Origin of the sequence: Streptomyces massasporeus (assembly GCF_014648995.1) — a bacterium.
Lineage (GTDB): Bacteria > Actinomycetota > Actinomycetes > Streptomycetales > Streptomycetaceae > Streptomyces > Streptomyces massasporeus.
This window is the reverse complement of record NZ_BMSE01000011.1, coordinates 279971-291876: the sequence shown is the minus strand read 5'-3', so window position 1 is coordinate 291876 and position 11906 is coordinate 279971. Positions and strand designations below refer to the sequence as shown.

At 73.0% G+C, this 11906-nt stretch carries 8 protein-coding genes; 4 read left to right on the top strand and 4 right to left on the bottom strand.

From position 1 onward, the window contains the following. Positions 1-121: 121 nt before the first annotated feature. The 4 genes from IE153_RS24640 (at position 122) to IE153_RS24625 (ending at position 5177) form a co-directional block, all read left to right on the top strand. Positions 122-1855: a sensor histidine kinase gene (locus IE153_RS24640; protein WP_189591990.1), complete on the top strand. Its 1734-nt coding sequence runs from the start codon at positions 122-124 to the stop codon at positions 1853-1855. Continuing rightward, on the top strand, positions 1852-2547 hold the full coding sequence (locus IE153_RS24635; protein WP_189591989.1) for a LuxR C-terminal-related transcriptional regulator: 696 nt from the start codon (positions 1852-1854) through the stop codon (positions 2545-2547). The genes IE153_RS24640 and IE153_RS24635 overlap by 4 nt, the downstream gene beginning before the upstream one ends. A gap of 67 nt (positions 2548-2614) precedes the next feature. Further along, on the top strand, positions 2615-3025 hold the full coding sequence (locus IE153_RS24630) for a response regulator (RefSeq protein WP_189591988.1): 411 nt from the start codon (positions 2615-2617) through the stop codon (positions 3023-3025). Positions 3026-3149: 124 nt separating this feature from the next. Next, a complete protein-coding gene (locus tag IE153_RS24625) occupies positions 3150-5177 on the top strand; it encodes a heavy metal translocating P-type ATPase (protein WP_189591987.1) in 2028 nt (675 codons plus the stop codon). A gap of 10 nt (positions 5178-5187) precedes the next feature. Here IE153_RS24625 and IE153_RS24620 read toward each other — a convergent pair whose 3' ends face one another. The 4 genes from IE153_RS24620 to IE153_RS24605 all read right to left on the bottom strand — a co-directional run bounded on the left by IE153_RS24620 (position 5188) and on the right by IE153_RS24605 (position 11667). Continuing rightward, complete coding sequence (locus IE153_RS24620) at positions 5188-6258, bottom strand: LacI family DNA-binding transcriptional regulator (protein WP_189591986.1); 1071 nt, start codon at positions 6256-6258, stop codon at positions 5188-5190. Positions 6259-6343: 85 nt separating this feature from the next. Next, entirely contained in the window at positions 6344-8728 is a 2385-nt protein-coding gene (locus tag IE153_RS24615) for a beta-galactosidase (RefSeq protein ID WP_189591985.1), read from the bottom strand. Next, positions 8722-10488, bottom strand: a complete 1767-nt coding sequence (locus tag IE153_RS24610) for a glycoside hydrolase family 35 protein (protein ID WP_189591984.1) — start codon at positions 10486-10488, stop codon at positions 8722-8724. The genes IE153_RS24615 and IE153_RS24610 overlap by 7 nt, the downstream gene beginning before the upstream one ends. A 33-nt stretch (positions 10489-10521) precedes the next feature. Beyond that, on the bottom strand, positions 10522-11667 hold the full coding sequence (locus tag IE153_RS24605; RefSeq protein ID WP_189592015.1) for an MFS transporter: 1146 nt from the start codon (positions 11665-11667) through the stop codon (positions 10522-10524). Positions 11668-11906: the final 239 nt, after the last annotated feature.

Here is an 11906-nt window from a genome sequence, read left to right as displayed (position 1 = left end):
CATGACGACGCACCACGAACAGACCAACGACGCCACCACTTTGCGGACACGACCTAGGCCTGGTTAACCACGGGCCGGGGGGTGGCTTGACCCAGTGGGGAGTACGGTTCGCGGCGGGCTGATGCCCGGCATCATCGCCGTGCCGGTCACGCTGCTCGCGCTCGCCGCGGCAGGGTGGGCGGCCATCGCCTCCTGGGGCGTCGGGCCGCCGACCGCGCTCTGGACCGACCTGGCCTACCGGGGGTTCGGAATACCGCTGATCCTGGCGGGGGGCGTGCTGTGGACCCGCACGGCGCGAGCCCGGGTGGGCGTGCTGCTGATCGCGCTCGGCGTCACCTACTACCTGCAGTTCCTCCGTGTCAGCAGCCACCCGGTCCTGTTCGCCGTGGGATTCTGCCTGGCCTTCCTGTACGTCGGCGTCTTCGGCCACCTGGCCCTCAGCCTGCCCTCCGGACGCCTGCGCGGGGTGGGCGACCGCGTCTACGTCGCGATCTGCTACCTCGCCTGCACGGGCACCCAGGTGGGCCGGTACCTCGCCGACCGCCCCGACGGAACGTGGAACTACAACATCGGGCAGGTCAACACGCGGTGGGCGATCGCGAGCAGCCTCATCCTGGCCGTGCTCGGCATCACGGGCATCGTGATCGTGCTGCGCCGCCTGCTGATCGCGCTCACCGTACGCCGTCGCCGTACCGGGCCGGTTTGGGCGATCCTGGTGATCGCCGGTGTGCTGCTCATCGCGTCCTCCCTGACCAGCGCGATGGGGTTGCCTCTCGACTTCCGCCTCGTCATCGAGGTGCTCATGCTCGGTGGCTCGGCGGCCGGGCTCATCGTGGCGTACATCGTCTCGGCCGGCCTGCAGTGGCGCAGGGAGATGCACATCGCGGAACTGCCCGCCCGGCTCGGGGAACTGCACGCCACGCCGCTGGACACGCTGCAGACGTCCCTCGCCGAGGCCGTCGGCGATCCCACGCTGCGCCTGCTGCTGCCCCGTCAGGGCGGTGTGCTCACCGATGTGTCCGGCAGCAGTGCCGACGACAGCCGGGACCCGGCGCGCACCCGCACGCCGGTCAGGCGCGGCGACGGGCTGCTGTGCGTCATCGAACACGACGCCGCCCTCACGGAAACCGGGCGGGCTACGGCGATCGCGTTCGCCCTCGCCGGCCTGGTGATGGAGAACGTCCGGCTGTACGAGCAGGTCAGCGAGTCGCGGCGGCGACTGCTCGAAGCCGAGCTGGCCGAGCGCACACGGATCGAGCGTGCTCTTCACGACGGTGCCCAGCAGGGGTTCTTCGCCGTGTTGACCCTGCTCGGCGTGGCACACAGCCGGGCGGCGACCGATGGAAGCCACCAACTCGCCGACCTGCTGGCCACGGCGAAGAGCCAACTCACCGACTCGATGAAGACGCTGCGCGAGCTGTCCCAGGGACTGGACCCGTATGAGCTCGTCAAGAAGGGCCTGGGCAACACCCTCGGCAATCTGGCCCGCAACCACGGAGGGCGGGTCACCTACCAGGTGCCCGACCGGCGCTGGCCGGGCCACGTGGAGTCCACCGCCTACTTCGTCATCGCGGAGGGCGTCACCAACGCGGTCAAGCACGCCACGCCCGGGGCAGCCATCCGCGTCGCAGTCGCACCGGACGGGGACGACGTGATCGTCACCGTCTGGGACGACGGACAGGGCGGCGCCGACGCCCGCGGCACCGGCCTGCGCGGACTGACCGAGCGGGTCGCGGCCGTCGGGGGCGAACTGCGCGTCGACAGCCCACGCGGCGGAGGCACCCGCCTCGTGGCCCGCCTGCCCGGCGGGCCACCCGCCGACTCACCCGATCCCACAGAAGGAGACGTCCCTTGAAAGCTGTCGTCGTCGAGGACGACCCGATGCTGCGCACCACGTTCATCGCCGCCCTGACCGGCCTCGGCGTCGAGGTCGCAGGGAGTGCCGAAACGGCCGACGACGCCGTCGCCCTGGTCGACGAACACGCCCCGGACGTCGTCACCCTCGATCTGCGGCTGGTCAAGGAGGCCCAGCCCGCCGACGCGGGACTGCGCATCGCCGAGCGAGTCCGGGCTCTCTACCCCGAGGTCGCCTTGCTGGTCCTCGCGACCGACCCGACGGTGGAGCACGTCAAACGGCTCATGGGACTGGAGCCGCCCCGCGCGGTCGGCCTCATGGCGAAGGGCAGCCTGGGCGACATGGAACTGATCACCGACGCGATGAGCCGGGTCGCCAAAGGCCAGGTCGTCATCGACCCCGGATGGGTCCGTGACCTCCTGGTTCCGCAGCCCCGGCCCGCCGACCGGGCGCCCGATCCGCTGGAGGGCCTGACGCCCCGTGAGCGGCAGATCCTCTCCCTCGTGGCAAGGGGCCTGACCAACCTGGCCATCGCCCAGAAACTCTCCTGCACGCTGGGGAACGTCGAAAGGAACCTGTCGACCATCTTCGGCAAGCTCGGCCTGGGTTCCGAGAACGAGCAGCGGCACCTCAACCGCCGGGTCGTGGCCACCTTGATGTACCTGCGCGCGGAAAACCAGCGGGACCGGTGAGGGAAACCTCGCTGACGTCCACCCTTCGGAGCGGGGACCATCTGTCCTGTGCGGGGAGGGAGGGGACATGCGCGTCGTCGTCATCGAAGGCACCCCCGCCCTGCGGGACGCCCTCGTCCGGGTGCTCACCGAGCGCGGGGTCGAGGTGGTCGGCACGGCCACCGGCCATACCGACGGGCTGCGTGAGGTCGCCCGGTCGTCGCCCGACGTCGTCGTCATCGACATCCACCTGCCGTCCGGCCGCACGGACGAAGGATTGGGGACGGCCCGGGCGATCCGAGCCGGGCACCCGGAAACAGGGCTGCTGGTGCTGTCGTCCCGGGTCGCGACCGACCAGGTGCACCGCCTCGCCGGACCGCGCCCCGCGGGCGGCGTCGGCTGCCTGCTGAAGGAGCGTCTGGGCGACCCCGACCGTCTCATCGGCACGCTGCGGCGCGTGCACGCGGGCGAGACGGTCATCGACTCGCTGGGTGACTGAGGCCGACGAGGCGAGGACCGCCCCAGGTCTGGCCAGGCCCTGTTCGAAATGAAGACATGAATCAGTCTTCATGTATTCCTGTATGGTGAGGGGCGCCGACGCGCCCCCGCCAGAAGGACCCCTGATGACCTCCACCCTCACGCCGCAGCCGGTCGAACGGACCAAGCCCGAGCGCCCCGGCGCGGTGGCCCGGCGGCGTACCCGTGTCCTCGCCCTCCCCGAGGCGCGCTGGGCCGCCGCGGCCACCGTCCTCTTCCTGCTCGCGCTGCCCTTGCAGCTGACCGGCGCCCCGGCCTGGACATGGGGACCGCTGTACGCCCTGTCGTACGTCACGGGTGGCTGGGAGCCGGGGTGGGAGGGGCTCAAGGCGCTCAAGGACCGCACGCTCGACGTCGACCTCCTGATGGTCGTCGCCGCGCTCGGCGCCGCCGCGATCGGGCAGGTCATGGACGGCGCGCTGCTCATCGTCATCTTCGCCACCTCGGGCGCGCTGGAGGCACTGGCCACGGCCCGCACCGCCGACTCCGTCCGGGGCCTGCTCGACCTGGCCCCCGCCACGGCCACCCGACTGAGTCCCGACGGTGGTGAACAGGCCGTCGCCGTGGAGGATTTGACGGTCGGCGACCTCGTGCTCGTACGCCCCGGGGAGCGCGTCGGCGCCGACGGCCGGGTGCTGGACGGTGCGAGCGAGGTGGACCAGGCGACCATCACCGGCGAGCCGCTGCCCGTGCCGAAGGAGCGGGGCGACGAGGTCTTCGCGGGCACCCTCAACGGCACCGGCGTGCTGCGCGTCCGGGTCGAGCACGACGCGTCCGACTCGGTGATCGCCCGCATCGTCCGCATGGTGCAGGAGGCGTCCGAGACGAAGGCGCCCACGCAGCTGTTCATCGAGAAGGTCGAACAGCGCTACTCGCTGGGCATGGTGGCCGCGACCCTGGCCGTCTTCCTGGTGCCGCTCGCCTTCGGCGCGCAGCTCACCGACGCGCTGTTGCGGGCCATGACGTTCATGATCGTCGCCTCCCCGTGCGCGGTCGTGCTGGCCACCATGCCGCCCCTGCTGTCGGCCATCGCCAACGCCGGGCGGCACGGCGTGCTGGTGAAGTCGGCCGTGGTGATGGAGCGGCTCGGCCAGGTGGACGCGGTCGCCCTGGACAAGACCGGCACCCTCACCGAGGGGAGCCCGCGGGTCACCGACGTCCGGCCGCTGCCCGGATCCGGCCTGGACGAGGGGGAGCTGCTGACGCTGGCGGCCGCCACCGAGCGGCCCAGTGAGCACCCGCTGGCCCGGGCGGTGGTGGACGCGGCCCGCGAGCGCGGCCTCGACCTGCCCGATGCGCGAGACTTCACGTCGGCGCCCGGCGTGGGAGTCACCGCCGTCGTCGGCGGCCGTGCGGTCGCGGTGGGCGCACCGGCCCGGCTGCTGGACGCCCGCGACGGCACGGCCACGGAACCGGACGCCGCAGTCGGCACGGCCGTGAAGCCGGAGGAGTTCGGCCGGACTGCCGCGGAACTGGAGGAGTCCGGTCGTACCGCCGTCCTGGTCGTCGTCGACGGCACCCCCGCCGGACTGCTCGGCATCGCCGACCGGCTGCGCCCGGACGCCGCCGCCACGGTCGCCTCCCTCGCCCGGCTCACCGGCAGCGCCCCGGTACTCCTCACGGGCGACAACCCCCGCGCCGCCGCACACCTCGCCACCGAGGCGGGCATCGACGACGTGCGCGCCGGGCTGCTGCCGCAGGACAAGCTGGACGCCGTCCGGGAGCTGGAGAGCGCGGGCCGCAAGGTGCTGGTCGTCGGGGACGGCGTCAACGACGCGCCCGCCCTGGCCGCCGCGCACACCGGGATCGCCATGGGCCGGGCCGGCTCCGACCTGGCCCTGGAGACCGCGGACGCCGTCGTCGTGCGCGACGAACTCGCCGCGGTCCCCGCCACCGTCGCCCTGTCCCGCCGCGCCCGTGGGCTGGTCGTGCAGAACCTCGTGATCGCCGGGGTGTTCATCGCCGGTCTGGTCGTCTGGGACCTGGCCGGTGACCTGCCGCTGCCGCTGGGTGTCGCGGGCCACGAGGGCTCCACGGTCCTGGTCGGTCTGAACGGGCTGCGGCTGCTGAGGGAGGGGGCCTGGCAGCGGGCCGCCGCCGGGGAGAGCAGCTGACGAACGCCCCTCAGCGCACCGGTGGGGGACCGCTGCTGGCCCGCGTCACCAGGTCCACGGGCACGAGCGTGTCGACGCGGGGCCGCTCGCCCGGGCCGTCGATCCGGTCCAGGAGGAGGCGCAGGGAACGGGTGCCGATCTCCGCGAAGTCGGTGCGGACGGTGGTCAGCGGCGGCAGGAAGTGCGCCGCCTCGGGGATGTCGTCGTAGCCGACGACGCTGACGTCCCCGGGGACGGACCGCCCCGACTCGTGCAGGGCGTGCAGCAGGCCGAGCGCCATCTGGTCGTTGGAGGCGAACACCGCCGTCACCTCCGGTCGCCGGGCCAGCCGGCGGCCCAGGTCGTAGCCGGAGTCGGCGCCCCAGTCCCCGACGAGGGGCTCCGGTACGGCGGCTCCGGCGTCCCGGAGCGTCGCCCGCCAGCTCGTCATCCGGTGGTCGGCGGAGGTCCAGCCGGCCGGGCCGGCGATGTGCCACACGGTCGTGTGGCCGAGGGCGAGGAGGTGCTCGGTGGCCTTGCGGGCACCGGTGCGGGAATCGCCGGTGACCAGGGGAGTGCTGGCGTCGAGCGGGCTCTCCAGCACCACCAGGGGAGTGCCCAGATCGGTCGTCTCCGCCAGGGCCCGGCCCACCCACAGCTGCGGTGCGATCGCGATCACGCCGTCCGCGCCCTCGGCCGACAGCCGGTTCACGGCCTCGACGACCGTGGCGCGGTCGGCCGTGTCGAGGGCGATGGAGCTGACGAGGTAACCGGCTTCCTGCGCGGCCGTGTTGATCGCCGTCAGGATCGAGGCGGGCCCGTAGCGGGCAGCGTCGAAGGAGATCACCCCGAGCATCCGGGTCCTGCCACTGGCCAGGGACCGCGCGCTGCGGCTGGGCCGGTAGCCGAGCGTGCGCATGGCCTCCGAGACCGCCTCGCGCGTCTCGGGACGGACGGCCGGATGGTCGTTGAGCACCCGTGACACGGTCTGCTTGGAGACGCCGGCCATCCGGGCCACGTCGGCCATCACCGGCCGTGCCCCCGCGAAGTTGCGCCTGCTGCGGCCCTTGGGAACGGGACCGTCGGGGGCGCTCGGTGTCATGGCGGGTGATCCTCGATGTCGGTACGGCGGTGCTGAACCCGCCCGGCAGGAGCTCAGCATAGGCCGGGCGGGTGCCCGGAGCGTCTCAGCCGGTCCGGACGCTCCAGCGCCGCGTGACCACCCATGCGGCGTCCAGCACACACGCCTCCCGCCAGGCGTCACCCGACTGCCCCGGCAGGTGCACGGGCGCGTCCCGGGCCAGCGGCAGCACCTGCAGCCGAAGCCCGTGCGTGCACAGTGCCCCGGCCGGCAGCCGGTCCAGCCCGATGTCCCAGACCCGTCCCGAGGAGAACTGGTCGGCGACCAGGACGTCTCCCACGTAGGCCCGCGCCAGGTCCCCCGTCCAGCGCAGCCGCAGCAGCACACCCGCGGGGTTCCGGAGCAGGTCCTGCGGTACGTCGACCCGGTACTCGGCGGCCGCCGCGTCGATGTCCTCCTCGCGCGGCACGCTCGCCCGGCCCTGCACGCCGGTCACCGGCCGGGGCGCCCTGCCGCCCGGTCTGACGGACGTGACCGTCGCCGTGGTGGTGGCGGGAGGCCCGGCCTCGATCGTGTAGCGCATGAACACACCCTCCGCGGCCTGCCGCACGCGGGCTCCCTCCACCACCGGGGCGGCATCCGGTGCGGGCAGCACCGCGAACGACGGCTCGGCGGCCGCACTGTGCAGCCGCACCTCGTCACGGGACTCGTCGAAGACCACACCGTCCCCGCACAGCACCAGCCGCTCGGCACCCCACGCCGGGCCCCGGTAGGCGGTACGGGCCGTCACCGCGTCCAGGACCAGCAGCCCGACGCGCGAACCGTCGGCCGCCTCCACCTCGATCAAGGCGTCGGTTCCGGGACGCACCCCGCCGACCAGGACCCGCCCGGCGACCGGCGTGATCTCCCCGGACGGCACGGCCACGGACGCCACCGTGTCAGTGTCCAGGGCGAGTTCGGGCGCGATGCCGTCGGTCGCGGCCAGCACCAGGACCGTACGGCCGTCCGCCTCGACGGTGCACACGGGCTGCGCCGTGGCCCAGTCCAGCCGCACCCCGGCCACGTCCAGCCGGAGCGGCCAGCAGAAGTATGCGCCGGAGGGGACGGTGACGGGAGCGCTCGGCAGCGTCAGCGAGGGCGCGAGCGGGAAGTCGACCGTGAAGGCCGTGCCGGGGTGGTCCGGCAGTGGCTCGTGCGGCTGGTGGTTGGTCACGAACAGGAAACCGGAGGCGCCGTCGGTCCGCACGGCCCAGCGGAGGGTGTCCCGGTCGTGCTGCCCGGTCGGCGACTGCTCGGGCAACACGGACCGCATCGGCGCGATCCGCTGTCCCAGGTCGGCCAGCAGCAGGTGCTGGAGGCGCAGTTCGTGGTACGAGGGCCGCACCTGTCCGTACTCGCCGAGCGGGGCCTGGAAGTCGTAGGTCAGGACGGGCAGGTCGTTGGGGTAGCCGGTGGCGTGCGACTCCTGGAGGGACGTCAGCTCGCCGGGCGGGTTCGTGCCGCCGTGGAACATGTAGTAGCCCTGCCACACCGACCCGCAGCCGATCTTCGTGAACCCGAGGGCACCGATGTCGGCGGCCTCCACCCGGGGCCGCCGGTGGTAGGCCACCGCCATGCCGCCGCCCAACTCACAGGTGGCCCAGGGGAATCGATCGGCAGAGGCGCCGGAGTCCGGCCTGCCCGCGGGCCGCAGATCGGCGCCGATGGCTTCGTCGTCGCGCTGGTGGGTGAAGAAGAAGTGCTTGCGGCAGGTGTCGGGCCAGCCCCCGTCGGCCTCCGTCCAGAAGGCCTCGGGGTAGCCGCCGTACAGCGGAAGCAGTTCCTCGCCCGGGAGCCGGACTCCGCCCCAGGCGGTCGACGTCCACAACGGCGCGCTCAGTCCGGCCTCCTGGGCCAGGCGCTTCAGCGTGCGCAGGTGGCCGGGCCGGTCGTAGAGCTCGTTCTCGATCTGGATGGCGACGATCGGGCCGCCGCTCGCCCGTTCCAGTCCTCGCAGTTGCCCCGCGATCTCCGTGAACCAGGCGCGTACGGGCGACAGATAGGCGGGGTCGTCGGTGCGCGGTGCGCGTGTCCGTGTCAGGAGCCAGTCGGGCAGGCCGCCGTTGCGGACCTCCGCGTGGGACCAGGGGCCGATCCTGGGGATGAAGTCCAGTCCGTGCCGGGCGCACAGCTCGGCGAACCGCCTGAGGTCGCGGTCGCCGTCGAAGCGGACCCGCCCCTCGACCTCCTCGTGGTGGATCCAGATGACGTAGGAGGCGACGGCGCTCACCCCGCCCGCCTTCATCTTCAGCAGCTCCTCCTCCCACATCCCGTTCGGGTAGCGGGAGTAGTGGAACTCGCCGGAGACCGGGAACCAGGGCCGGCCGCCCCGGGTCAGCCAACGGCTGGTGACCTCGATCGGGTCGGGCACGCCGGGGGCGTCCGCGAACGGCAGGTGACCGGTCAGCGGGGGAGCGGCGGGCGGAGGAACCCGCAGGAGATGCGTCACCATGTGTTCTCCGGGCCGAGGTCGGGGGTGTCGGTGAGCAGGGCGCGGGTGGCGGTCGTGCCGTGCAGCTCCAGCAGGACGAGCTCGTTGGAGCCGGCACGCAGCACCGGCGCGGGAACGTACAGCGTGCGCTGCGGGCCGCGGTTCCAGTAGCGGCCCAGGTGGAAGCCATTGATCCAGGCCTGGCCCTTCGTCCAGCCGGGCAGGGAGAGGAAGGCGTCGGCGGGGGTGCCGACGTCGAAGGTGCCACGGTGGAAGGCCGGGACGGTGACCGGTGTCTCGCCGGCCGGGGCGAACGGCACCGCCCCCGGGTCGCCCAGAGGCAGTGGGTGGCCGTCCCAGCCCGTCAGGTCCGTGCCGTTGAAGGCGACCGGGCCGAGCAGGCCCTTGGGTGCGCCGATGCGGGGGCCGTAGTTGACGCCGCCCATGTTCTCGACGAGGACCTCCAGCGTCGCGCCGGGCCGCGGCACGCGCACGGGCAGCGACTCGTCGTGGCGTTCGCTCTCCAGCACGCCGACGGGCGCGCCGTCCACGAAGACCTGCGCGCGGTCGCCGACGCCGCGGGCGAAGTGCAGCACTCCGTCACCGCCGGCCGGCAGGGTGGTGCGGTAGAGCGCGTAGCCGGTGCGCTGCCCGAGCTCGTCCATGGTCACGGGCGTGTCGGTGCGTACGGCGGGGGCGAGCGAACCGGCGAGCGGCAGGAGAGGAGCCCGGCTGTTCAACTCCACGGGGGTGGGCGGGAGTTTGGGGCCCGGGGCCGGGACGGGCTCGTCGGGGACAGGTGCGTGGCGGGCGATGACCTCGCGGAAGGCATGGTACTTCGGGCCCGGGTCGCCGCACTCGGTGAGCGCGGCGTCGTAGTCGTAGGACGTCACGGTGGGCGTGTAGGCGTGCTTGTGGTTGGCGCCGTTGGTGAAGCCGAAGTTGGTGCCGCCGTGGAACATGTAGATGTTGACGGACGCCCCGGCGGACAGCAGCCGGTCCAGGTCGGCGGCGGCGTCGGCCGCGTCCCGCACGTGGTGGGGCCCGCCCCAGTGGTCGAACCAGCCGATCCAGAACTCGGCACAGAACAGGGGGTCTTCGGGCCGGTGCTCGCGCAGACGGGCCAGGGACTGCTCGACGCGGCTGCCGAAGGTGCCGGTGACGAGGACACCGGGCAGGCTTCCGGACGCGAGATGCCCGGGATCGCCCTGGTCGCAGGTGAACAGCAGTTCCTCCACGCCACGGGAGCGGAACGCGTCGGCGAGGTGCTTCAGATAGGCGCTGTCGTCACCGTAGGCCCCGTACTCGTTCTCCACCTGCACCGCGATGACGGGACCGCCCGCCGCCGCCATGTGCGGCCGGAGCGCGGGCAGCAGCAGGTCGAGGTAGCGGTCGACGGCCCCGGTGAAGCGGGGGTCGCTGGTGCGCGGCCGGATGTCCGGGTCGGAGGTCAGCCAGTCGGGCAGGCCGCCGCCGTCCCACTCGGCGCAGATGAACGGCCCCGGACGCAGCAGCACCCGCAGCCCCTCGTCCCGGGCGAGCCGGAGGAACCGGGGCAGGTCGAGGAAGCCGTCGAAGACGAGGGGGCCCTCGGGCTCGGGCTGGTGGTGGTTCCACGGGATGTACGTCTCCACCGTGTTGAGGCCCATCAGCCGCGCCTTGCGCAGCCGGTCGGACCAGAGCGCGGGGTGGACGCGGAAGTAGTGCAGCGCGCCGGAGATGATCCGGAACGGCTCGCCGTGCAGCAGGAATCCGTCGGACGTCGTCGTCAGGGCGGGCATGCGGAAGATTCCCTTCGGGAGAGGGGGAGGCAGTCAGCGGGAGCGGGTGCCGCGGACGAGCCAGAGGGTGGCGGCCAGGCAGAGCGCCGAGACGCCGCACAGCAGGAGCGGCACGGCGCGGATCCCGGACCACTCGATGGCCTTGCCCAGCGCGGGCCCCGCGGCGACACCGCCGATCATGGAGGCCGCGATGACCAGGGCGCCGGCCCGCCGGGCCTGCGGGGCGGCGCGGTTGAGCCAGGGCAGTCCGGTGGGGAAGATCGGCGCGATGAACAGACCGACACCGGCGTACGCGTAGGGGGCGAGCGCCGGGACGGTCGCGGCCAGCAGGCACACCGTCATGCCCGCGCACGAGACGGTGATGATGGCCTGGGCGGAGAAGCGCAGCGCGAGCGGGGCGACCAGGAAGCGGCCGACGGTCATCATCAGCCAGTACACGGAGGTGGCGGTGGCGGCCACCCCCGCGCCGTAGCCGACGGTCTCCAGGTGCGTGGGCTCCCAGCCGCCGACACCGGCCTCGACGCCGACGTGCAGCACGTAGAGGGCGACGAAGACCGCGAGCACGGAGCCGAGGCTCCGCCCGAGGACGGAGGTGCCGCCGGCCCCGCCGCCGACCTCGTCGCCGGCCGGAGCGGGCACGTGACTGCGCACACCCCGCAGGCACAGCAGCAACGGCAGGTTGGCGAGCGCGAAGGCGAGGAAGACGGCCGGGTAGTGCTCCGAGCCGACCGCGCCGATCACGGCGGGGCCGAGGATGGCGCCGATGCCGAAGTGCGCGTGGAGGACGTTCAGCAGCGCGGTCGAACGGGAGCCGAAGCCCACGGCGAACAGCTGGTTGAGGCCGTAGTCGATGCCGCCGAAGCCGAAACCCGCGAGCAGGGCCGCCGCCAGGGCGGTGGGCCAGTCGGGCGCCAGGGCGAAGCCGGCCGCGCCCATGGCCATCAGCAGATACGAACTGCCGAGGACGCGCCGGTTGCCGACCCGGCCGTAGAGCCGGTCGAACAGCAGCACCCCGCCCACACCACCGACGAAGTGAGCACTCAGTCCCAGCCCGGCGGCGGAGGGCGAGAGCCCGAACTCCGCCCGGAATGCGGGGATCGCCGGGCCGTACAGGGACTGCAGCACACCGATGAGCACGAAGCCCACGCAGGAGGCGACCACGGCGGCCTTGCTGAACACAGGCCCGGCGGGTGCGGGGGAGAGGCGGGCAACGCGCTCTTCGGTCACGCGGACTCCGGAGGACGGGCCACCGTGTGGGTGGGCGGAGGGCACAGTCGCGTACGTCTGGATCAGACGCCTGATGTTACCGGTAACATCAGGCGCGTCAACATCCCGCGGAAACCCGGGGACAACCCGGAGACACTCCGGCCCTCACAAGATCTCCCCCGTGCTCCCACCAACCCCGAAGATCCACCAGG

Excerpts from the sequence above, each read along its gene's own strand:
- IE153_RS24640 (WP_189591990.1), top strand. The coding sequence starts at position 122 with ATGCCCGGCATCATCGCCGTGCCGGTCACGCTGCTCGCGCTCGCCGCG.
- IE153_RS24630 (WP_189591988.1), top strand. The coding sequence starts at position 2,615 with ATGCGCGTCGTCGTCATCGAAGGCACCCCCGCCCTGCGGGACGCCCTC.
- IE153_RS24625 (WP_189591987.1), top strand. The coding sequence starts at position 3,150 with ATGACCTCCACCCTCACGCCGCAGCCGGTCGAACGGACCAAGCCCGAG.
- IE153_RS24620 (WP_189591986.1), bottom strand. The coding sequence starts at position 6,258 with ATGACACCGAGCGCCCCCGACGGTCCCGTTCCCAAGGGCCGCAGCAGG.
- IE153_RS24615 (WP_189591985.1), bottom strand. The coding sequence starts at position 8,728 with ATGGTGACGCATCTCCTGCGGGTTCCTCCGCCCGCCGCTCCCCCGCTG.
- IE153_RS24610 (WP_189591984.1), bottom strand. The coding sequence starts at position 10,488 with ATGCCCGCCCTGACGACGACGTCCGACGGATTCCTGCTGCACGGCGAG.